General features: G+C 68.1%; 18 protein-coding genes. 10 read left to right on the forward strand and 8 right to left on the reverse strand.

Translation table 11 applies throughout. The features are described 5' to 3' along the window. The first annotated feature begins 138 nt into the window (after positions 1–138). Together JL100_RS20555 and JL100_RS20560 are read left to right on the forward strand one after the other, a co-directional pair. The gene (locus JL100_RS20555) at positions 139–321 is read left to right on the forward strand and encodes a DUF1192 domain-containing protein (RefSeq protein WP_202684632.1); all 183 of its coding nucleotides are present in this window, start codon (positions 139–141) and stop codon (positions 319–321) included. Between the two features lie 64 nt (positions 322–385). Further along, positions 386–1,240, forward strand: a complete 855-nt coding sequence (locus JL100_RS20560; RefSeq protein ID WP_202684633.1) for a sulfite exporter TauE/SafE family protein — start codon at positions 386–388, stop codon at positions 1,238–1,240. Between the two features lie 12 nt (positions 1,241–1,252). Here the strand turns inward: JL100_RS20560 and JL100_RS20565 are convergent, their stop codons facing one another. The 3 genes from JL100_RS20565 to fumC form a co-directional block, all read right to left on the reverse strand. Continuing rightward, positions 1,253–1,969 (reverse strand): DUF599 domain-containing protein, encoded by a 717-nt coding sequence (locus JL100_RS20565; protein ID WP_202684634.1) that lies wholly within the window; start codon positions 1,967–1,969, stop codon positions 1,253–1,255. Then, positions 1,966–2,196: a ribbon-helix-helix domain-containing protein gene (locus JL100_RS20570; RefSeq protein ID WP_202684635.1), complete on the reverse strand. Its 231-nt coding sequence runs from the start codon at positions 2,194–2,196 to the stop codon at positions 1,966–1,968. Before JL100_RS20570 ends, JL100_RS20565 begins: the two co-directional genes overlap by 4 nt. 111 nt (positions 2,197–2,307) lie before the next feature. Continuing rightward, complete coding sequence (fumC, locus tag JL100_RS20575) at positions 2,308–3,708, reverse strand: class II fumarate hydratase (protein ID WP_202684636.1); 1,401 nt, start codon at positions 3,706–3,708, stop codon at positions 2,308–2,310. Between the two features lie 336 nt (positions 3,709–4,044). Between fumC and JL100_RS20580 the strand changes: the two genes are divergently transcribed. After that, positions 4,045–7,548, forward strand: a complete 3,504-nt coding sequence (locus tag JL100_RS20580) for a PAS domain S-box protein (RefSeq protein WP_202684637.1) — start codon at positions 4,045–4,047, stop codon at positions 7,546–7,548. 36 nt (positions 7,549–7,584) lie between these two features. Here the strand turns inward: JL100_RS20580 and JL100_RS20585 are convergent, their stop codons facing one another. The 4 genes from JL100_RS20585 to JL100_RS20600 form a co-directional block, all read right to left on the reverse strand. Beyond that, on the reverse strand, positions 7,585–8,997 hold the full coding sequence (locus tag JL100_RS20585; RefSeq protein WP_202684638.1) for an FAD-linked oxidase C-terminal domain-containing protein: 1,413 nt from the start codon (positions 8,995–8,997) through the stop codon (positions 7,585–7,587). A gap of 95 nt (positions 8,998–9,092) precedes the next feature. Next, on the reverse strand, positions 9,093–9,398 hold the full coding sequence (locus JL100_RS20590) for a c-type cytochrome (protein WP_202684639.1): 306 nt from the start codon (positions 9,396–9,398) through the stop codon (positions 9,093–9,095). A 65-nt stretch (positions 9,399–9,463) separates the two neighbouring features. Next, entirely contained in the window at positions 9,464–10,714 is a 1,251-nt protein-coding gene (locus tag JL100_RS20595) for a PQQ-dependent sugar dehydrogenase (RefSeq protein WP_202684640.1), read from the reverse strand. Between the two features lie 135 nt (positions 10,715–10,849). Continuing rightward, positions 10,850–14,440 carry a hydantoinase B/oxoprolinase family protein gene (locus JL100_RS20600; protein WP_202684641.1) on the reverse strand — a complete coding sequence of 1,197 codons (3,591 nt, stop codon included), beginning with the start codon at positions 14,438–14,440 and terminating at the stop codon, positions 10,850–10,852. A 101-nt stretch (positions 14,441–14,541) separates the two neighbouring features. Here JL100_RS20600 and JL100_RS20605 point away from each other — a divergent pair, with 101 nt between their 5' ends. The 3 genes from JL100_RS20605 to JL100_RS36875 all read left to right on the forward strand — a co-directional run bounded on the left by JL100_RS20605 (position 14,542) and on the right by JL100_RS36875 (position 16,023). After that, positions 14,542–15,339, forward strand: coding sequence for a DUF3750 domain-containing protein (locus JL100_RS20605; RefSeq protein WP_202684642.1), 798 nt, complete (start codon positions 14,542–14,544; stop codon positions 15,337–15,339). 61 nt (positions 15,340–15,400) lie between these two features. Further along, complete coding sequence (locus JL100_RS20610) at positions 15,401–15,664, forward strand: type II toxin-antitoxin system ParD family antitoxin (protein ID WP_202684643.1); 264 nt, start codon at positions 15,401–15,403, stop codon at positions 15,662–15,664. Beyond that, complete coding sequence (locus tag JL100_RS36875; RefSeq protein WP_202684644.1) at positions 15,661–16,023, forward strand: type II toxin-antitoxin system RelE/ParE family toxin; 363 nt, start codon at positions 15,661–15,663, stop codon at positions 16,021–16,023. The genes JL100_RS20610 and JL100_RS36875 overlap by 4 nt, the downstream gene beginning before the upstream one ends. Before the next feature lie 38 nt (positions 16,024–16,061). Here JL100_RS36875 and JL100_RS20615 read toward each other — a convergent pair whose 3' ends face one another. Beyond that, positions 16,062–16,628, reverse strand: coding sequence for a GNAT family N-acetyltransferase (locus tag JL100_RS20615; protein WP_202684645.1), 567 nt, complete (start codon positions 16,626–16,628; stop codon positions 16,062–16,064). 260 nt (positions 16,629–16,888) lie between these two features. Between JL100_RS20615 and JL100_RS20620 the strand changes: the two genes are divergently transcribed. Genes JL100_RS20620 through JL100_RS20635 form a run of 4 tightly spaced genes read left to right on the forward strand, consistent with a single transcriptional unit; the run spans position 16,889 to position 21,106 of the window. Continuing rightward, the gene (locus tag JL100_RS20620) at positions 16,889–17,626 is read left to right on the forward strand and encodes a TerB family tellurite resistance protein (protein ID WP_202684646.1); all 738 of its coding nucleotides are present in this window, start codon (positions 16,889–16,891) and stop codon (positions 17,624–17,626) included. A gap of 59 nt (positions 17,627–17,685) precedes the next feature. Beyond that, entirely contained in the window at positions 17,686–19,509 is a 1,824-nt protein-coding gene (locus JL100_RS20625) for an ATP-binding cassette domain-containing protein (RefSeq protein ID WP_202684647.1), read from the forward strand. Next, complete coding sequence (locus JL100_RS20630; protein WP_202684648.1) at positions 19,506–20,381, forward strand: DMT family transporter; 876 nt, start codon at positions 19,506–19,508, stop codon at positions 20,379–20,381. Before JL100_RS20625 ends, JL100_RS20630 begins: the two co-directional genes overlap by 4 nt. Continuing rightward, positions 20,378–21,106, forward strand: coding sequence for an N-acetylmuramoyl-L-alanine amidase (locus JL100_RS20635; protein ID WP_202684649.1), 729 nt, complete (start codon positions 20,378–20,380; stop codon positions 21,104–21,106). The genes JL100_RS20630 and JL100_RS20635 overlap by 4 nt, the downstream gene beginning before the upstream one ends. Positions 21,107–21,143 lie beyond the last annotated feature (37 nt).

Genomic DNA, 21,143 nt, shown 5'->3' on the forward strand with positions numbered 1-21,143 from the left:
TTCGATCGATTGCGGGATAGATTGCACATGTACCCCTCGGGGAAGGTCGATACAAGCGGACTCGGGGGTGGCGCATCCTGATTTACCCCGGACCGCCCCCTGGGCGCCCCTGGACCAAGCGAAGCGGGAGGACGAGCGATGAACCTGGAAGACCTGGAGCCGGCGAAGAAACCGGCGGCCAAGAAGGACCTGACAGTGATGTCCGTCGACGAACTTCGCGACTACATCGCCGTGCTGCAGGGCGAGATCGAGCGGGCTGAAGGCGCCATCGCCGCCAAGCAGGCGCACCGCAGCGGCGCCGAGGCCTTCTTCAAGAAGTAGAGGCGCCTGCGGCCGGCCGATCGGACTCATTGCGGCGGATCGGGGATCGTCGTATCCCGGTGTGATGAGCGATTCGGAACAAGGCCCCAGGGGGCTGGTGCGCACCCGGGCATTCGGCTTCGGCGGCGCCATCGGCGTGCTCGGGGGGCTGATCGGCCTGGGCGGCGCGGAATTCCGCCTGCCGGTCCTCCATGGGCTGTTCGCCTTCCCGATCCACCGGGCCGTCCGGTTCAACCTGCTGATCAGCCTGGCGACCGTGGTCGTGTCCCTGGCGGCCCGCCTCGCCTTCGCGTCGTTCCCGGCGCTCGGCCCGCTGGCGGGGGAGATCCTGGCGGTGGCCGCCGGGGCCGTGGCGGCGGCCTGGTTCGGCACGGGCTTGCTCGGCCGGCTGTCGGAACGCTCCCTTACCTTTCTGGTCGCGGGCCTGCTGGCCGGCATCGCCGGACTGCTGCTGGTGGAAGCGGTGCTTCCCGACGGGTTTTCGGCCGGACTCCCCGATGTCGCCCCGCTTCGGATCGCGGTCGGCGTCGCCGCCGGGATCGCCATCGGCATGGTCAGCAGCCTGCTCGGGGTCGCGGGCGGCGAGCTGATCATACCGACCTTCATCTTCGTCTTCGGCGCGGACGTCAAGACGGCCGGAACCGCCAGCCTGATCATCAGCCTGCCCACCGTGCTGGTCGGCGTGGTCCGGTACTGGCGCCAGGGAGCCTACCGGAGCCGCGGTCCCCTGGTGGACGTCGCCGCTCCCATGGCGGCAGGGTCGGCGGTCGGCGCCGTCGTCGGGGCCGGACTGGTGGGAATCCTCCCCGCCGGGCTGCTCAAGCTGGCGCTGGGGCTGATCCTGGCGGTTTCCTCGATCAAGATGCTGAGAGGCATGGCGAAGAGATCGGCTGTGCCGCCCCGCTCCGGGAACCCGTGATCCGCCCCGTTCTCATTGCCCATCCCCGGCCTGGAGCTTTTCGGCGTGGCGGTGCATGGCGCGGAAGGTGCGGGAGATGAACTGGCGGCGGAGCAGGATCATGACGACCCACAGGGTGGCGGCCATGAACAGGTACGGGCCGATGAACCAGGTCAGCGCCGCCAGCGCGAAGTAATAGGCCCGCAGACCGCCGTTGAAGCTGGCGCCGGCGAGGCTCAGGATGATGCCGATCTCCTCCGCATAGGCGTCGCGATCGGCCGGAGCCAGCGGCGGCATGGGCGCGCTGCCTATCATGGCACAGCAGTAATTGTACTGGCGGATCGCCCAGGTGAACTTCATGAAGCCGAAGATGAAGATGCCGAACAGCAGCAGGATCTTCAGCTCGAAGAACTCGCGGCTGACCGGGCTGGCGAAGCTGAACTGGCTGAGCATGCCGTGCGCCGCGTCGACCGAGCCGAGCAACCCGACGAGGCCGGCCAGCACCAGCATCGAGGTGGAGGCGAAGAAGGTCACGGAATGGATGGTGTGCCCGACCAGGGCGGTGTCCATGATCCGGTTCTCGCGGTCCAGCATCCGGCGCATCCACTCGCTCCGGAGCAGCTTGAGATGCTGGTTGACGCCCCAGAGGCCGCTGGCGAGATGGTCCATGACCAGGGTGTAGCCGCACCATGCGGTCAGGAACAGGCCGAAGGCCGTCAGGTCGGGCATCGAGACGTCTGGCGGCATCATTGACCTTCCGGGGATCGGGGCCTGGAGACTTCGGCGAGGACGAAGACCCGGATGGCGCTGGACAGGTTGCCGGACCGGCCCTCGTCGATCGCTTCGATCAGGGCGTTGACCGAAACGCCGCGGTCCGCCGCGATGTCCTTGAGCGCGTCCCAGAAGGCGGCCTCGAGTGAAACGCTGGTCGAGTGCCCGGCGATGGTGACCGAACGTTTCCGGATCGCGCTGTCCATGAACCTTCCAGGAATGCCGGCCAGGAATGCCGGCCAGGAATGCCGGACGGTGCCGCCCGCCGGCCCCCTTCCCTGTCGGGAGGAGACGCCCGCGGGCGGTCGGAAGTGCCGTCAGCGCGGGCCGATCATGTCCAGCGGGCGGACCCACTGGTCGAACTGCTCCGGCGTCAGCAGGCCGAGCGCCACGCCGGCCTCGACCAAGGTGGTGCCTTCCTTGTGCGCCTTCTTGGCGATCTTGGCGGCGTTGTCGTAGCCGATATGCGGGTTGAGCGCGGTCACCAGCATCAGCGACTCGTTCATCAGCTTGGTCACGCGGTCCAGGTTGACCTCGATCCCGACCACGCAGTTGTCGGTGAAGCTGCGCGCCGCGTCGGCCAGCAGGCGGACCGACTGCAGGAAGTTGTAGATGATGACCGGCTTGAAGACGTTCAGCTCGAAATGGCCGTTGGCGCCGGCGAAGGTGACCGCGGTGTGGTTGCCCATGACGTGGGCGCAGACCATGGTCATGGCTTCGGACTGGGTCGGGTTGACCTTGCCCGGCATGATCGACGAGCCGGGCTCGTTCTCCGGCAGGCTGATCTCGCCGATGCCGCAGCGCGGGCCGGACCCCAGCAGGCGGATGTCGTTGGCGATCTTGAACAGCGACACCGCGACGGTGTTGAGCGCGCCCGAGCCCTCCACCAGCGCGTCGTGGGCGGCCAGCGCCTCGAACTTGTTCGGCGCGGTGACGAAGGGCAGGCCGGTGATCTGCTCGACGTTCTTCGCGAAATCCTCGGCGAAGCCCTTCTTGGCGTTCAGGCCGGTGCCGACCGCGGTGCCGCCCTGGGCCAGCTGCAGCAGGCGCGGCAGCATGGCCTTGACCCGCTCGATGCCGTAGGCGACCTGGGTCGCGTAGCCCGAGAACTCCTGGCCGAGGGTCAGCGGCGTCGCGTCCTGGAGATGGGTGCGGCCGATCTTGACGATCTCGGCGAAATCCTTCGCCTTGGCGTCGAGGGCGGAATGCAGGTGCTCCAGCGAGGGCACCAGCTCGTGGTGGACCTGCTCGACCGCGGCGATGTGCATGGCGGTCGGGAAGCTGTCGTTGGACGACTGGCCCATGTTGACGTGGTCGTTGGGATGGACCGGCTTCTTGGAGCCCATCTCGCCGCCCAGGATCTCGATCGCGCGGTTCGAGATCACCTCGTTGGCGTTCATGTTGGTCTGGGTGCCGGAGCCGGTCTGCCAGACGACCAGCGGGAAATGATCGATCAGCGTGCCGTCGATCACCTCCTCCGCCGCGTCGAGCATGGCCTGGCCGATCTTGGCGTCGAGCACGCCGAGCGACATGTTGGCCATCGCCGCGGCCTTCTTCTGGATGCCCAGCGCGCGGACCAGGGGAGCCGGCATGCGTTCGCCGCCGATCTTGAAGTTCTGCAGCGACCGCTGGGTCTGCGCCCCCCAGTAGCGGTCGGCCGGTACTTCGATGGGACCGAAACTGTCGGATTCGGTGCGAAACGCTGGCTTCTCGGCCATGGACTGGTTCCCCCGGGAGATGGTGTCGTCGATTGACCGGGGTTTTACCACAGCCTCGCCCCGGAACAAGCGGCGAGGGAGCGGTGGCGGTGGCGGGTCAGCTTATGCCGCACCCGGGCGGCTGGGCCGTCGCCAGTTTGATATTGACAGTATGCTGGTAGATCTATCTCGGTCTTGGCCTTTTGAGGTACCATCGCGCTCGGCACGGGGGCGCCAAGCGGAACAGGCCGGGGTTGGGGCCGCCTGTCCAGGGATTCCTTGGCTGGGCATCCACTCTCCGGCGGTTCATTATCCCGCAATCGACCATCGAGCAGTTCCGGGGCAAACCTGCAGAAGATGCATACGCTAGAGTCGAAAGATCCGAAGAACGGCATCGCTCCCGACGAGAGGCACTATGCGCGCCTGCTCCAGGGCATGCTCGACAGCGCGTTCATCGGGCTGATGGCCTTCCGCTCGGTCCGGGACCCGGAGGGGCGCATCATCGATTTCGAATGGGTGCTGGTCAACGCCGCGGCGGAAGCGATGATCGGCCGGCCGGCGCTCACCCTGATCGGCCAGCGGCTGCTCGAGGAAATGCCCGGCAACCGCACCGACGGGCTGTTCGACGCCTATGTCGGCGTGGTGGAAAGCGGCGAGCCCTGGGAAGGCGAGCACTGGTACGACCATGACGGCATCCGGAGCTGGTTCGCGATCCGGGCGGCGCGGCTGGAGGACGGCTTCGCCGTGACCTTCGCCGACATCACGGAGGCCAAGCGGGTCGAGCGCGAACTGCTGGACAGCCGCGAATTGCTGACCCTGGCCCTGCAGGCCGGCCGCGACGGCATCTGGGACTGGGACCTGCGGACCGGGCGGATCTGGTTCTCCCCCCAGTGGAAGGCCCAGCTGGGATATGCGGACCACGAGATCCCGAACACGTTCGACGCCTGGAGCGAGCTGATCCTGCCCGAGGACAAGGCGGAAGCGCTCCGGCTGGTCGAGGACTACAATTCCGGCCGGGTGGACGGCTTCGAGACGGTCCAGCGGTTCCGGCACAAGCAAGGGCACATCGTCTATATCTACAGCCGGGCGATCCACGTCCTGGATGCCGCCGGCAAGGCCGTGCGCATGGTAGGGGCGCACACCGACATCACCCAGCAGAAACGCTCGGAGGAGGCGGCTCGGAGGGCCGAGCAGCGCCTGCGCGAGGCGATCGACGCGATCCCCGACGGCTTCGTGCTGTTCGACTCCGACGACAGGATGGTGATCTGCAACGAACGCTACTGCACCATCTACGGCATGCCGCCGGACGCCTTCCAGCCCGGCATGAGCTTCGCCGAGATCCTGAGGCTCTACACCGAGGAGGTCCGGCCGGACGAGGCGACCGGGCATCCCGGCGGGATCGAGGGCTGGATCCGCGACCGGCTGGAGGCCCACGAGAACCCCGGCTCCCGGATCGAGCGCCATCTGGGCGACGGCCGCTGGCTTCGGATCGAGGAGCGCCGCACCCGCGACGGCGGCATCGTCGGGACCCGAAGCGACATCACCTGGATGAAGGACCAGGAGCGCAGGCTGCGCGAGCAGGCGCAGCTTACCGAAGCGATCCTCGACGCGATCCCGGTGAACGTCTTCGTCAAGGACGAGGCGCGGCGCTTCGTCCTGTTCAACCGCCACTTCGCCAATTTTATCGGGCAGGACAAAGCCTCCCTGATCGGGCGGACGGCCTACGACATATTCGACAGCCGGACCGCCGACCGGCTCGACGCGGAGGACCGGGAGGTGCTCCAGGAAGGCGCCCTGCTGAACTCGGTGATCGACCTGGAGATCGGCGGGAAGACGCGCACCCTGCTGGCCCACAAGCATGTCGAGGTGCTGGACGACAGGCGCCTGCTGATCGGCTCGTCGGTCGACATCACGCATCGGCGGGAGGCGGAAAAGGCCCTGGCGGAGAGCGAGGCCCGCTTCCGAGACCTGATCGAGGGATCGATCCAGGGAATCGTGATCCACCGCGGCTTCCGCCCGCTGTTCGTCAACGGCGCCTTCGCGCGGATGCATGGTTACCCATCGGCCGACGAGGTCATGGCCCTGCCCTCGCTGCTGGCCCTGCTGACGGAGGAGCGCCGCGCCGAGGCGGCCGCGGGCCTGGCCGGCCTGATGGACGGTTCCGATACCGAGGCGCTGGGCGCGCGCGAGCCGCACCTGCGCAAGGACGGCGCGCTGATCTGGGTCGATGTCCAGGGCCGCGTGGTCGACTGGATGGGCGAGCCGGCGCTCCAGGTCACCGTGATCGACGTGACCGACCGCAAGCGGTTCGAGGACGAGCTGGAGCGCGCCCGGCGCGACGCGGACGAGCAGCGCGAACGGGCCGAGGCGGCCAACCGGGCGAAATCCCAGTTCCTGGCGATGATGAGCCACGAGCTTCGGACCCCCATGACGGGCGTGCTGGGGATGATCGACCTGCTGCTGGGCGGCGACCTGCCCGAAGAGCAGCAGGGCTTCGTCGAGGTGCTGCGCACGTCGGCGGGCACGCTGATGAACATCCTGAACGACATCCTGGATTTCTCCAAGATCGAGGCGGGGCAGCTCCGGCTGGAGACGATCGAGTACCGGCCCCGCGAGGTGATCGACGAGGTGGTCAGGCTGTTCGCGGCGCGGGCGTCGGCGAAGGGCGTCGGCCTCCACGTGACGGTGGGCAGCAGGATGCCGGACGTCGTCCTGGGTGACCCGACGCGGCTGCGCCAGGTGCTGTTCAACCTGGTGGGCAACGCGATCAAGTTCACGGAACGCGGGCGGATCACCGTGCTGGCCGACCGTGAGGGCGCGTCCGAGGCGGGCGGGTACGTGATGTCCTTCGAAGTCGTCGATACCGGCATCGGCATGACTCGGGAGGAGCAGGATCGGCTGTTCGAGGCGTTCGTCCAGGCCGACAGCTCGACCACCCGGCGATTCGGCGGGACCGGCCTGGGCTTGGCAATCTGCCGACGCCTGGTCACCGCCATGGGCGGGGAGATCGGGGTCCGGAGCGCGCCCGGCGGCGGCTCCTCGTTCCGCTTCACCATCCGGGCGGAAGCCGCGGTTCAGCCGAAGGCGTCCCCGCGGCCGTCGCGGACCGTGCCTGAAGCGTCGCGGGCCTGCCGGGTGCTGCTGGCCGAGGACAGCGACATCAACAGGATGATGATCTCGACCGGGCTCCAGCGCATGGGCCATTCGGTCGAGGCGGTGGCGAACGGCCAGCTGGCGCTGGAAGCCGCGGCGCGCGAGCGCTTCGACATCGTGCTGATGGACATGCAGATGCCGGTGATGGACGGCCCGGCGGCCGCCCGGGCGATCCGCGAGCTGGACCCGCCTTTCCGGTCGGTGCCGATCGTGGCGCTGACGGCGGACGCCATGCCGGAGAACCGCGAAGCCTACGCCGCGGCCGGGCTGGACGGGTTCCTCACCAAGCCGATCGAGTGGGCCAAGCTTTCGGCCGTGATCATCGACCTGGTCGGCCGGTCCGAGGCGCCCGCGCCGGCCGGGGAGTCCGGCGAGGCGGCCGGCATGGCGGCAAAGCTGAGCGAGCTCGCCCGGGCGGTCGGCCGGGAGAACCTGGAAGCGATGCTTGCGGTGGTCCCCGACGCGGCGCGGCGGGAGCTGGCGCGCCTGCGCGCGGCCGGCGAAAACCGCGCCGACGCCGTGAGCGCGGCCCATAGCCTCCACGGCCTCGCCGCCAATTTCGGCCTGGAGCGGCTGCGCCTGCTGGCGGAGGCGGTGGAGTCCGGGCGGATGCCGGCGAACGGCGCCGAAGCTCAGATCGGCGAAGCGATCGACGAGTGCGAGGCGACGATCGCCGGATGGCGGGAAGCCTCCCGGATCGCCCCCTAGCGCCTCGTCAGCGGAAGCCGAGAGGCCGGCGCTCCCTCAGACCCGGATCACCTTGCCCGGGTTCATGATGTTCTTCGGGTCGAGCGACTGCTTGATCATGCGCATGACGCTGACCGCCTCGCCATGCTCGGCGGGCAGGAAGTGCATCTTGCCGTAGCCGACGCCGTGCTCGCCGGTGCAGGTGCCGCCCATGGCGAGCGCGCGCATCACCATGCGCTCGTTCAGCTCCGCTGCTTCCGCGAGTTCGGCCGGGTTGGCGGGATCGACCAGGTAGACCAGGTGGAAGTTGCCGTCGCCGACATGGCCGACCAAGGGCGCCGTCAGGCTGGAGGCCGCGATGTCGGCCTTGGTATCGACGATGCACTCGGCGAGGCGGGAGATCGGCACGCAGACGTCGGTAGGCCAGCCCTTGGAGCCGGGACGGAGCGCCAGCGCCGCGTAATAGGCCTCATGACGGGCCTGCCACAGGCGGGAGCGGTCCTCCGGACGGGCCGCCCACTGGAAATCGATGCCGCCGAACTCCTCCGCGATGGCGGAGACCATCTCGGCCTGCTCCTTGACGCCGGCCTCGGTCCCATGGAACTCGAAGAACAGGGTCGGGGCGACCTTGTAGTCCAGTTTGCTGTAGGCGACGACCGCGCCCATCTGGACCTCGTCCAGCAGCTCGATCCGGGCCACGGGAATGCCGGACTGGATCGTCGCGATGACGGTATCCACCGCGTCCTTGATGGTCGGGAACGGGCAGACCGCGGCGGAAACCGCCTCCGGGATGCCGTAGAGGCGCAGGGTCACCTCGGTGATGACGCCCAGCGTGCCCTCGGCGCCGACGAACAGGCGGGTCAGGTCGTAGCCGGCGGCCGACTTGCGGGCGCGTCCGCCGGTCCTGATGATGCGGCCGTCGGCCATCACCACGGTCAGGCCCAGCACGTTCTCGCGCATGGTGCCGTAGCGCACCGCGTTGGTGCCGCTGGCCCGGGTCGAGGCCATGCCGCCCAGGGAGGCGTCGGCGCCGGGATCGATCGGGAAGAACAGGCCGGTGTCGCGCAGGTGCTCGTTGAGCTGCTTGCGGGTCACGCCGGCCTGGACCGTGACGTCCAAATCTTCCGGGCTGACCCGCAGCACGGCGTTCATGCCGGAGAGATCGATGCAGACGCCGCCGCGCAGGGCCGCGACTCCCCCTTCCAGCGAGGTTCCGGTGCCGAACGGAATTACCGGCGTGTCGTGGCGGGCGCAGGCCGCGACGACGGCCGCGACCTCCTCCGTGTTCCGGACGAAGGCGACCGCGTCGGGCGGGACGACGGGGTGGTAGGATTCGTCCTTGCCATGGTGTTCCCGGACCGCGGCCGAGGTGCTCAGCCGGTCGCCGAGCAGGGCTCGAAGCTCCTCGATCAGGGCTGCGTCGGCGGGAGCGCGGGACTCCACGGCATGCGCGGTCGCGGGGGCGGTCATGGCGATTTCCTCAAGCTGGCGTTTTCCGGCAGCCTAAGGGAGCGGGCCTGCCGCCGCAAGGTCGTGTGGTGATACCAATTCCGCAGGCCTGCCCGTCACGGGCCGGGCTTGAGACCTTCGTAATAGGCCGCCAGCGCCTCGATCTCGGCATCGGTCAGGGACTTGGCGACGACGTTCATCACCTCGCTCTTTCGCGCGCCGCTGCGGAAAAGCTCAAGCTGCTGGACCATGTAGAGGGATTTCTGGCCGGCCAGGTTGGGGAATACCGGGGAAGTACCGATACCGTCGCGGCCGTGGCAGGTGACGCAGGTGCCCAGCTTGGGGACGTTCGGTGCCTGGGCGGCGGCGACGAGGGGAGTGAACGCGATGGCGGAGGCCAGCGCGGCGGCAGGCAACTTCATGACGACCCCGGAAATGATTCAGGAAAACCCGGGACGCGGACGAGCGCGCCCCGGGATGACAGGCGTTACTGGCCTTCGTAGGAGATGCGGTAGATCGCTCCGGCCGTGTCGTCGGAGACCAGGAGCGAGCCGTCCAGGTACTGCTGGACGTCGACCGGGCGGCCGAGATACTCGCCGGTCTCCTCGTCCAGCCAGCCCGACGCGAACACTTCCGTGCCCGCTGCCTTGCCGTCCGCCCCGATCCGGGTGAACATGATCCGGGCGCCGATCGGGGTGGTACGGTTCCAGGAGCCGTGCTGGGCGCTGAAGATGCCGCCCCTGTACTGCGCCGGGAACATCTTGCCGCTGTAGAAGGTCAGCCCCAGGTCGGCCGCGTGGGCGTCCATCTCGACTTCGGGGAAGACGAGATCGGCCGGCGGCTCGTCCTTCGACCAGTCCTCCGTGCGCACCTTGCCGCCGCCGTACCACGGATGGCCGAAATTCTGGCCGGCCTGGGTGATGCGGTTGATCTCGCCCGGCGGGATGTCGTCGCCCATGCCGTCCACCTGGTTGTCGGTAAACCAGAGCAGCTTGTCGGCGGGATTGAAGGCGATGCCGACCGAGTTGCGGATGCCGCGGGCATAGGTCTCCTGCCCCGTGCCGTCCCGGTTCATGCGCTGGATGGTGCCGTAGGGGTCCATGTTCGACCCCTTTTCGTTGGGCCACACGTTGTAGGGCTGCCCCAGCGAGACGTAGAGCTTGTTGTCCGGCCCGATGGTGCAGACCCGGGCGCCGTGGTTGAAGTGCTCCTCCTCCTTGGGCAGGAACTGGTCCTTGACGACCTGCACGGCGACGTCGGGCCCTTCGTAGAAGAACTCGACCGCCGGGAAGGCCAGCACCCGGTTATGCTCGGCGACATAAAGGATGCCGTCGGGGCTCATGCACATGCCGTTGGGGATCTTGAAATTGACGCTGGGGGCGAAGCGCTTGACCTCTTCCGCGTGGCGGTCCTTGTCGCGGTCGGTCACCGCCCAGACGTCGGTCTTGCGGGTGCCGACATAGACGGCACCGACATTGCGGCCGACCGCCATGTGCCGGGCGTCGGGCACGATCGCATAGACGTCGATCTTGAATCCGGGAGGAAGCTTGATCTTCTCCAGGTTCTTGCGGAGCTGGGCCAGCTTCGCCGGGTCCTGGGGCACCGTCTTGAGCGTCAGGTCGGTTCCCGTGGTCCGGAAGTCCTGGAGGCGGTTGAGATTCTCCTGAGCCAGGGCGGGCGTCCCGGCGAGGCAGGTTCCAAGCAGAAGGCAGCCGACGAAAGTCCTCAGACCAGGCATGTATGTTTCCTCCCGATTGTTTCACCTGGAACTTCTTGCGAGTCCCATGGCTTGCTTGAACTTAATTCCAAGAGTACTTGGTCAAGGGCCGGACGGGCGGACGCGCAAGTGGTAATACCAGGGAGCGGACAGGTCTCACCCCGCCCGCCCGAACCCTCCGCCGCTGGGTGTTTCGATCACCATCACGTCGCCGGCGCGCATTTCGACCTTTTCCGTCGGCCCGAGGGCCTGGACGGAGCCGTCGGTGCGCTCGACGCGGGCGCTTCCCGGTTCGCCAGGCTCGCCGCCGTCCATGCCGAACGGGGGCACCACGCGGTGGTTGGACAGGATCGCGGCGGTCATGGGTTCCAGGAAACGCATGCGCCGCACGGTGCCGTCGCCGCCCCGGTGCCGCCCCCGGCCGCCGGAGCCCCTACGGATGCGGAACGACTCCAGCAGGACCGGGAAGCGCCATTCCAGCACCTCCGGGTCGGTCAGGCGGGAGTTGGTCATGTGGGTATGGACGGCATCGGTGCCGTCGAAATCCGGGCCGGCGCCCGACCCGCCGCAGATCGTCTCGTAGTACTGGTAGCGTTCGTCCCCGAAGGTGAAGTTGTTCATGGTGCCCTGGGCCGCGGCCATCACGCCGAGCGCCCCGTACAGCGCGTCGGTGACGCATTGCGATGTCTCGACATTGCCGGCGACCACGGCGGCCGGATAGCGCGGTGCCAGCATGGAGCCCTCGGGAATGACGATGCGCAGCGGCTTCAGGCAGCCGTCGTTCATCGGGATGTCGTCGTCCACCAGCGTCCGGAAAACGTAGAGCACGGCGGCCCGGCAGACGGCGGAGGGAGCGTTGAAATTGTCGTCGAGCTGGGGGCTGGTCCCGGTGAAGTCGATGACGGCGCTGCGCGCCTCCCGGTCGATGGAGATCCGGACATGGATCTCGGCGCCGTTGTCCAGGCGCTGGACGAAGCTGCCGTCCCTCAGCACGCCGAGCACGCGGCGGACCTGCTCCTCCGCGTTGTCCTGGACGTGGCCCATGTAGGCGGTCACCGTTTCCAGGCCGAAATGATCCACCATCCGGCGGAGTTCCTGGACGCCCTTCTCGTTGGCGGCAAGCTGGGCCTTGAGGTCGCCGACATTCTGGACAGTGTTGCGCACGGGGAATCGGCCGGAGGTCAGGAGTTGGTGCAGGGCATCCTCCCGGAAGGTGCCGCCGTCGACCAGCATGAAATTGTCGATCAGCACCCCCTCCTCCTCGATCGTCCGGCTGTCGGGCGGCATGGAGCCGGGGGTGATGCCGCCGACGTCGGCATGGTGGCCGCGCGAGGCGACATAGAACAGGACCTCGCGGCCGGCATCGTCGAACACGGGGGTGACTACCGTGATGTCCGGCAGGTGGGTGCCGCCGTTGTAGGGATCGTTCAGCATGAAGGCGTCGCCCGGCTTCATGCCCGACTCTCCGGAGACGCCGCGGCGGCGGATGATGGCGCGGACGCTCTCGCCCATGGAGCCCAGGTGGACCGGCATGTGGGGGGCGTTGGCGATCAGGCCGCCCTCCGCGTCAAACAGGGCGCAGGAGAAGTCGAGCCGCTCCTTGATGTTGACCGAATAGGCGGTGTTCTCCAGCGTCACGCCCATCTGTTCCGCGATCGACATGAACAGGTTGTTGAACACCTCCAGCATGACCGGATCGACGCGCGTGCCGACCGCGACGCGCGACGGCAGGGCCTGGACTCGGATCATGACGAGATGGTCGCGGCTGGTGACCTCGGCGCGCCAGCCGGGCTCGACCACGGTGGTGGCGTTGGTCTCCCGCAGGATCGCGGGGCCGTCGATCCGGTCGCCGGGGCGAAGCGCGGTCCGGTCGAACACGGGGGTGCCGCTCAGGCTGGCGAGCGGCCGGAGCGGGGCCTCGCGGGGATCGGGCGCCAGTTCCGGGTCGTCGGCCGCCGCGGTGGAGCCGATCACCTCGACCGACACCGCCTCGACCACCAGGGGCTTGCCGGCCATGGCGAAGCCGTAACGCTGGCGGTGCGCGGTCTCGAAGGCGTAGTGGATGGTCTCGGCATCGCCGAAATCGACGGCCAGGGCGGTGTCGGTGCCCTGGTACTTCAGGTGTACAGTCCTGACCGCGCGGACATCGGCGCCGCCCAGGTCCTGGACCGAAAGCTCATGGCGGCCGTCGGCCTCCAACTCGTCCAGGGTGGCGGCCAGGGCCGGGATCAGTCCCGGTTCCAGCAGGACCTCCACCGCCCGCTCGCGGATCGTCACCGTGTCGGCCAGCCCCATGCCGTAGGCGGACAGGACGCCGGCATGGGGATGGATGAACACCCGCTTCATGCCCAGTGCGTCAGCCACCAGGCAGGCATGCTGCCCGCCGGCCCCGCCGAAGCAGGTCAGGGTATAGCCGGTTACGTCGTAGCCGCGCTGGACCGAGATCTGCTTGATGGCGTTGGCCATGTTCTCGACCGCGATCTTCAGGAAGCCTTCGGCGACCTCCTCCGGCGTTCGGGTGTCGCCGGTGGCCCGCCGGATCTCCTCCGCAAGCGCCGCGAACTTCTCCCGCACCACGTCGGCGTCGAGCGGCTGGTCGGCGTCCGGCCCGAAGACCCGGGGGAAGAAGTCGGGGTGGAGCTTTCCCAGCATGACGTTGCAGTCGGTCACCGTCAGCGGCCCGCCCCGGCGATAGCAGGCGGGGCCGGGATTGGCGCCGGCGCTTTCCGGGCCGACCCGGTAGCGGCTGCCGTCGAACACGCAGATCGATCCGCCGCCGGCGGCGACGGTGTTGATCCGCATCATCGGAGCCCGCATCCGGACGCCGGCCACCTGCGTCTCGAAGGTCCGCTCGAACTCGCCGGCATAGTGGGACACGTCGGTCGAGGTTCCGCCCATGTCGAAGCCGATGATGCGGTCGAACCCGGCCATGGTGGATGTCCGGACGGCGCCGACGATACCGCCGGCCGGGCCGGAGAGGATGGAATCCTTGCCGTGGAACAGGCGGGCGTCGGTCAGGCCGCCGTTCGACTGCATGAACATCAGGCGGGTATCGCCCAGCTGGGCCGCCACCTGGTCGACATAGCGGCGCAGGATCGGCGACAGGTAGGCATCGACCACGGTGGTGTCGCCCCGGCCGACCAGCTTCATCAGCGGGCTGACCTCGTGGCTGACCGAGACCTGGGTGAAGCCGACCGAGCGGGCGACGTCGGCGACGGCGCGCTCGTGCTCCGGATAGCGGTAGCCGTGCATGAAGACGATCGCACAGGAACGGATGCCGGCCTCAAAGGCGCGCGTCAGCCCGGCCCGCGCGGCGGCCAGATCGACCGGGACCAGCGTCCGGCCGTCGGCGCCCACGCGCTCCGGAACCTCGACCGTGTGGGCGTAGAGCTGTTCCGGCAGGACGATGTGGCGGGCGAAGATCTTCGGCCGCGCCTGATAACCGATGCGCAGCGCATCGGCGAAGCCCCGGGTGGCGACCAGGACGGTGGGTTCGCCCTTCCGCTCCAGCAGGGCGTTGGTAGCGACCGTGGTCCCCATCTTGACCGCGTCGATGCGGTCGGCCGGGATCGGCGCTCCGGCCGGGACGCCGAGCAGGTCGCGGATGCCCTGGAGGGCGGCGTCGGCATAGCGCTCCGGATTGTCGGACAGCAGCTTGTGCGTGACGACCGCGCCGTCCGGCCTTCTCGCCACCACGTCGGTGAAGGTGCCGCCGCGATCGATCCAGAATTGCCACTTGCCGGTCATGCCCTGCCTGCTCCCCTGATTTCCGAATTGGTTTCGCATCGCAACATTATTGAGGCACACCCGCTTGGAATGTGCCACCCCTTGGGATTATCTTCTATGTCATGAAAGCCATGATCGTTTCGATGGCGGTCCTGTTGTTTCTGCTGACCGGTCCGATGCTGGTGGTGGCGATGGGAACCGTGACGCTGGGGGGCCACTGGTCCACCGCCAGCCGACAATCCTCCAACCAGGCGCCCGACCCGGCGACGACACCCGAAGCGGTCGTGCAGGTCTATGCCGCGCGCGCCTTCTCGTGGCGGGGAGCCTTCGGCACCCATCCCTGGTTCGCCGTCAAGCCGGCCGGCGCCTCGGACTATACCGTGTACGAGAAGATCGGCTGGCGCGTCATGCGGGGCCTGCCGGCGATCTCGATCGCCCGGCGCACGCCCGACGGCTACTGGTTCGGCCAAAAGCCGACGATCCTGGCGGAACTGCGCGGCCCGGCGGCGGAAGCGGCTATCGCGAAGCTGGATGCCGCCGCCAAGGCGTATCCGTACAACGATACCTACCGCATCTGGCCCGGCCCCAACAGCAACACCTTCGCCGCCTTCGTCGGCCGGGCGGTGCCGGAACTGCGCCTCGACCTGCCGCCCACCGCCCTGGGCAAGGATTACCTGGCGCCGTGGAGCCTGTTCGCGTCGGCCCCCAGCGGGACCGGCTGGCAACTGTCGATCTTCGGCCTGGCCGGCGTGCTGGTCGCGGTGGAGGAAGGCATCGAGTTCAACGTGCTGGGCCTGACCGTCGGCATCGACCCGCTCGACCTCGCGATCAAGCTGCCGGGCCTGGGCCGCCTGGGGCCGGGTCCGGGCGCCGAAGTGGACGAGGAGATCCTGGAGCGCGGCCGGGACCGCGAGCCCTAAGAGTTAGTTTTGACAAAATTTGCCAAATAACCGATGCTGCGGCGACTGGATGGAGGGTCATATGCCGACCATGAATGTAAGCCTGCCAGCGGAATTCATCGAGTTCGTGGAAAAGGAGGTCGCCTCCGGGGAGTACGGCACGGCGAGCGAGGTGATCAGGGATAGCCTTCGCCTGCTAAGGCGCGAAAGGGCCGCTCGGGAGGAGCGGCTCGCGGTGTTGCGCCGCGAAATCAACATCGGGGTCGAGCAAGCGAGAAATGGCCAGTTTTCAAAACTGACCATTTCCGATATCGCGGCCTCGTTGCGGGACGAAGACTTGCCGTGAGCGGTCCGGGTTACCGGCTTACCGAAGCCGCTGCCGACGACACCCGGGATATACTCAAGGCCTCCGCCAGACAGTTCGGACCTCTGCAAAGAGAGCGGTACGCCAAACTGCTCATCAGGGCCGCGGAGATGCTGGCGCAGGATCCGGAGCGCCCCGGGTCCTGGAACCGGAACGATCTCAGGGAGGGGGTAAGGTCCTTCCATGTCGAGCATGCGGCCGGACGACGGGGAGCCGCCTCCCACATCCTGTATTATCTGACTCGGCACTTGGACGACGGTTCGAACACAATCGTGATCGTTCGCATCCTTCACGAACGGATGCAACCAGCCCATCATCTTCCCGAAACTTTCGACTTCTGACCTGATCTCGTTCCGGCGATGATCGGCGCCGGAATAACTCACGCCGCGGCAGGCTCCGGGTCCGGGGCGCCCTGCCACTGGTCGAGCATGCCGTTGACCATGGCCGTGCCGCCGTCGAGCGCTTCCTGGAGCAGGCTCACCTGGTCGGGCCAGGGCAGTTGAATGCGGCCGGTGACCTCGCCGCAGTCGCTTTCCAGGTCGCCGAGGAACTTGCGGGCGATCGCCTGCATGCGGCGGTTGCTGGTCAGGCAGATCAGCACGAGGCGGCGAATCGCCCGGTTGCGCGCCATGGTCAGGATGCGGCGCATCACGCCCGACCCGAAGCCCTGGTTCTGGAAGCCCGGCTCGACGCTGACCGCCAGTTCACCGGCGCCCGGCCAGACCTTCGGCTCGGTGCGCAGTTCGGCGACGGCGCGGAGCTCGCCGCGCACGAAGCAGCCGACCATGATGGTGAAGCGCCAGTCGATGCCGCGGCAATAGCCCGCGATCGCCTCATCGGTCTTGAAACCGCAGAAGCGGGCATAGCGATCGTTGGCCGAGAGCCGGAGAAGGTGATCGCGATACGCGTTCAGGTCGGTGGGAAGGAGCTTGCGATAGACCGTCATGGACGTGGTACTTCCGTGGAATAACTGCGGCTGACGCCTTCATCCCAGGAGCTTCCTTCCCTTGGTCGCGGGCTTCGCCCGCTTCTGGCCGATCGGTGCGGCCATTGCTACTATATTGCACTGCAGCAAACGACTCTGAAGGGGAATGGTTGCCGCGTCGCGAAAAATCCGTGGCTGGTAACGTCCATGTCACAGTTGGCGAAGGCGAAATCGGTGGCTATGCTCGGCACGTCGCCACTGCCGGACCTGTTGCAAGCATCATGAGTATCTGGGGAAAAGTTCTGGGCGGAGCCGCGGGCTTCGCCGTCGGTGGCCCGATCGGCGGTCTTCTCGGGGCGGTCGCCGGCCACGCCGTCGACCTGTACCGCGAGGAGGATGGCGAGGCCGATGCCACCCAGCAGATCGCCTTCACCATCGGCGTGATCGCGCTCGGCGCCAAGATGGCCAAGGCGGACGGCGTGGTGACCCGCCACGAGGTCGACGCCTTCAAGCAGGTGTTCAAGATCCCGCCCGAGGAAATGAAGAATGTCGGGCGCATCTTCGACCTGGCGCGCCGCGACAGCCAGGGCTGGGAACCCTACGCCAATCAGATCGCCAAGCTGCTGGCCGACCGCCCCGCCGTACTGGAGGACCTGCTGGACGGGCTGTTCCACATCGCGCGGGCCGACGGCGAGCTGCGCGAGGCCGAGATCGGCTACCTGGAAGGCATCTCGAAGGTATTCGGCTTTTCCGACCGGGATTTCCTGCGCATCCGGGCGAGCAACGGCTGCGCTCCCAAGGACGATCCCTACGCCGTGCTCGGCCTGACCCCGGACGCCACCGACGAGGAGATCAAGTCGGCCCACCGCGGCCTGGTGCGCGACCATCATCCCGACCGGCTGATCGCCCAGGGACTGCCGCAGGATTTCGTCGACATCGCGAACGACAAGCTGGCGGCGATCAACGCCGCCCACGACCGGATCCGCAAGGAGCGGGGCGCCGTGATGGAAACCGCGTGACCGCCCTGCGGAGTTAGCGCTTGCCGAGACCGGGGGGATTTCCTTTATAGCTTCGGGTCATGGCATCTAATCCTCCCCTGGTCGCGCTGATGGGCGCCACGGTCACTTTCGGCGGTCTGCCGGTGTTCGAGAAGATCGATCTCGGCATCGCGCGGGGCGACAAGGTGTGCCTGGTCGGACGCAACGGCAGCGGCAAATCCACCCTCATGAAGCTCTTGTCCGGACAGATCGCGCCGGACGACGGCGAACGCTTTCTCCAACCCGGCGCGCGCGTGGCCTATCTGGCGCAGGAACCCTCGTTCGAGGGCTATGCGACGGTCCACGATTTCGTCGCCGAAGGGCTGCCGCCCGACGACCAGGACGCCCTGCACCGGGTCGACGCGGTGCTCGACCGGCTGGCGCTGGCGGTCGACCGGTCGCCCATGGAGCTGTCCGGCGGCGAGGCGCGCCGCGCGGCGCTGGGACGGGCGCTGGTCTCCGCCCCCGACGTGCTGCTGCTGGACGAGCCGACCAACCACCTGGACCTGCCGACCATCGAGTGGCTGGAAGGCGAGCTGCAATCCTACCGCGGCGGGCTGCTGCTGATCAGCCACGATCGCGCCTTCCTGTCCAAGCTGTCCAGGCGGACCCTGTGGCTCGACCGCGGCGGCATCCGCGAGACCGAGCGCGGCTTCGCGGAATTCGAAACCTGGCAGCAGGAGGTCTTCGCGTCGGAGGAGATCGCTGCCCACAAGCTGGACCGCAAGATCGCCGCCGAGACCCAGTGGATGCGGGAGGGCATCAGCGCCCGCCGGACCCGCAACATGGGCCGGGTGCGCGCCCTGCAGCAGCTTCGCACCGACCGCGCCGAACGGGTGCGCGGCGGCCAGCAGGTCAAGCTGGGGGTCGCCGAGGGCGAGGCCAGCGGGCGCATGGTGATCGAGGCGGAGCACGTCGCCAAGGGCTTCGACGCGCCGGACGGGCGGCGGGAGGTCGCGAAGGATTTCTCGACACGCATCCTGCGCGGCGATCGGGTCGGCCTGATCGGCCCGAACGGTGCCGGCAAGACCACGCTGCTGAAGATCCTGACCGGCCAGATGCCGCCCGATTCGGGGACGGTACGGCTGGGCGTCAACCTGCAGCCGGTCTATTTCGACCAGCGGCGCGCCTCGCTCGATCCCAACGCCACGATCCACCAGACGCTCTGCCCGTTCGGCGGCGACAGCGTCTCGGTCGGCGGCCAGTCCCGGCACGTCGCATCCTATATGCGGGACTTCCTGTTCGACCCGAAGCTGAAGGACACGCCGACCCGGGCGCTGTCCGGCGGCGAGCGGAACCGGCTGCTGCTGGCGACCCTGTTCGCCCGGCCGTCGAACCTGATGATCCTGGACGAACCGACCAACGACCTGGACATGGACACGCTGGACCTGCTGGAAGAGGTCCTGAGCGACTATGACGGCACGCTGCTGCTGGTCAGCCACGACCGCGACTTCCTGGACCGGCTGGTGACCTCGGTCATCGCGGTGGAGGGGGCAGGCGAGGTCCAGGAATATGTCGGCGGCTACTCGGACTACGTCGCCCAGCGCCCGGACCGCGCCGCGCCGGAGGCGGGCAAGGCCCGGAAGAAGGACGCGGGCCCGCCGGCCGAGGCCAAGCAGCGCCGCAAGCTGAGCTACCAGCAGCAGCGCGAGCTGGACCAGCTGCCGAAGCGGATGGAGGATCTGGGCGGGAAAATCAAGGCGGCGGAGACGAAGCTGGCCGACGCCGACTTCTTCAGCCGGGACCCCGCCGGGTTCCAGAAGACCAGCGAAGGCCTGGGCAAGCTCCAGGCGGAGCTGGAGGCGGCGGAGGAACGCTGGCTCGAACTGGAGGCATTGCGGGAAGAACTGGAAGCCTCCTCTTGAGCCCCCGCGATATCGCCGCCGCCCTGGTCGTCATGGTGATCTGGGGCCTCAACTTCGCCGTGGCCAAGTACGGCCTGCGCGAATTCTCGCCCATGCTGCTGATGAGCCTGCGGTTCGCCATGGTGGCGGTGATGCTGCTGCCGTTCGTGGCGGTGCCGTGGGGACGCATGAAGGAGATCTTCGTCCTGTCGGTGTTGCTGGGCGGCCTGCATTTCCCGCTGATGTTCACCGGGCTGACCCGGGTGGACGCGGCGGCGGCCTCGATCGCGATCCAGCTCCAGGTGCCGTTCTCCTCCATCCTCGCGGCGATCCTCTACAAGGACAAGCTGGGCTGGCGGCGCGGCCTGGGCATGGCGATCTCGTTCGGCGGCGTGATCGTGATCGCCGGCGAGCCCCGGGCCATGGACGGCAGCTGGTACCTGGGGCTGGTGGTGGTGGCCGCGCTGATCTTCTCCATCGTCAACATCCAGATCCGCCGGATCGGCTCGATCAACGGCTTCTCGCTCAATGCCTGGATGTCCGTCATGGCGGCGCCCCAGCTGATCGCCGTCTCGCTGCTGATGGAGAGCGGGCAGATCGAGCAGATCAGGGCGGCGTCCTGGCTCGGCTGGGGCAGCATCGCCTACATGGCGATCATGGTCACCATCGTGTCCTACGCGTTCTGGTATCCTCTGGTGCGCCGCTACCCGGTCAACCAGACCATGCCGTGGACGCTGCTGGTGCCGGTGTTCGGCGTGCTGTCCGGCGTCCTGCTGCTGGGCGAGCCGCTGACGCCTGCCATGGTGGTCGGCGGGTCGCTGACGCTGGTGGGCGTCGCGGTGATCATGATCCGGAAAGCTCCGAAGCAGAACCAGAACCAGTCGGCGACATGACGCTCTCCCCGATCCCGCGATCTTCACCAAACCAGGAACCGCGCCCGGACGGCGTGCCGGTCGATATCCTGCTGGTCCACTACACCGGCATGCCGACGGGCGCCGAGGCCCTGGAGCGGCTGTGCGATCCGGCCTCCCGGGTCAGCGCGCATTATCTGGTGGACGAGGACGGCACGGTGTTCGCCCTGGTGCCGGAGGAGCGGCGGGCCTGGCATGCCGGCGTCGGCTTCTGGCTCGGCGAGCGCGACGTCAACAGCCGCTCGGTCGGCGTGGAGCTGGTGAATCCCGGACACGAATGGGGCTATCGCCCGTTCCCGCCGGCCCAGATGGAGGCCTTCGCCGCCCTGGCGCGCGGCATCCTGGATCGGCATGGGATTTTGCCCCACCGGGTGCTCGCCCACTCCGACGTGGCGCCGGCCCGCAAGGAGGATCCCGGCGAACTGTTCGACTGGCGCAGCCTCGCGGCACGGGGCATCGGGCTGTGGCCGGAACCGGACGCGCTGGACGACGGGCCGGGCTACGCGGTGGCGGAGGCCCAGGACCTGCTGGGCCGGTTCGGCTACGAGGTCGCGGCATCGGGCGTGCTGGACGCCCCGACCCGGATCGCGGCGACGGCCTTCCAGCGGCATTTCATCCCCGACCGGGTCGCGTTCGGCCTGGACCGGACCTTCATGCGCGTGCTCCGGGCGGCGGTCCGGCAGGCGGAAGCGCCCGTTTCCCGCTGATTCCGGCCTCTTATCGCCTTCGGCATTGCAATTCTGT

The organism is Skermanella mucosa (assembly GCF_016765655.2).
Classification (GTDB): domain Bacteria; phylum Pseudomonadota; class Alphaproteobacteria; order Azospirillales; family Azospirillaceae; genus Skermanella; species Skermanella mucosa.

Coding starts and splice junctions, on each gene's coding strand:
- JL100_RS20555 (WP_202684632.1), top strand. CDS start 139: ATGAACCTGGAAGACCTGGAGCCGGCGAAGAAACCGGCGGCCAAGAAG.
- JL100_RS20560 (WP_202684633.1), top strand. CDS start 386: ATGAGCGATTCGGAACAAGGCCCCAGGGGGCTGGTGCGCACCCGGGCA.
- JL100_RS20565 (WP_202684634.1), bottom strand. CDS start 1,969: ATGATGCCGCCAGACGTCTCGATGCCCGACCTGACGGCCTTCGGCCTG.
- JL100_RS20570 (WP_202684635.1), bottom strand. CDS start 2,196: ATGGACAGCGCGATCCGGAAACGTTCGGTCACCATCGCCGGGCACTCG.
- fumC (WP_202684636.1), bottom strand. CDS start 3,708: ATGGCCGAGAAGCCAGCGTTTCGCACCGAATCCGACAGTTTCGGTCCC.
- JL100_RS20580 (WP_202684637.1), top strand. CDS start 4,045: ATGCATACGCTAGAGTCGAAAGATCCGAAGAACGGCATCGCTCCCGAC.
- JL100_RS20585 (WP_202684638.1), bottom strand. CDS start 8,997: ATGACCGCCCCCGCGACCGCGCATGCCGTGGAGTCCCGCGCTCCCGCC.
- JL100_RS20590 (WP_202684639.1), bottom strand. CDS start 9,398: ATGAAGTTGCCTGCCGCCGCGCTGGCCTCCGCCATCGCGTTCACTCCC.
- JL100_RS20595 (WP_202684640.1), bottom strand. CDS start 10,714: ATGCCTGGTCTGAGGACTTTCGTCGGCTGCCTTCTGCTTGGAACCTGC.
- JL100_RS20600 (WP_202684641.1), bottom strand. CDS start 14,440: ATGACCGGCAAGTGGCAATTCTGGATCGATCGCGGCGGCACCTTCACC.
- JL100_RS20605 (WP_202684642.1), top strand. CDS start 14,542: ATGAAAGCCATGATCGTTTCGATGGCGGTCCTGTTGTTTCTGCTGACC.
- JL100_RS20610 (WP_202684643.1), top strand. CDS start 15,401: ATGCCGACCATGAATGTAAGCCTGCCAGCGGAATTCATCGAGTTCGTG.
- JL100_RS20615 (WP_202684645.1), bottom strand. CDS start 16,628: ATGACGGTCTATCGCAAGCTCCTTCCCACCGACCTGAACGCGTATCGC.
- JL100_RS20620 (WP_202684646.1), top strand. CDS start 16,889: ATGAGTATCTGGGGAAAAGTTCTGGGCGGAGCCGCGGGCTTCGCCGTC.
- JL100_RS20625 (WP_202684647.1), top strand. CDS start 17,686: ATGGCATCTAATCCTCCCCTGGTCGCGCTGATGGGCGCCACGGTCACT.
- JL100_RS20635 (WP_202684649.1), top strand. CDS start 20,378: ATGACGCTCTCCCCGATCCCGCGATCTTCACCAAACCAGGAACCGCGC.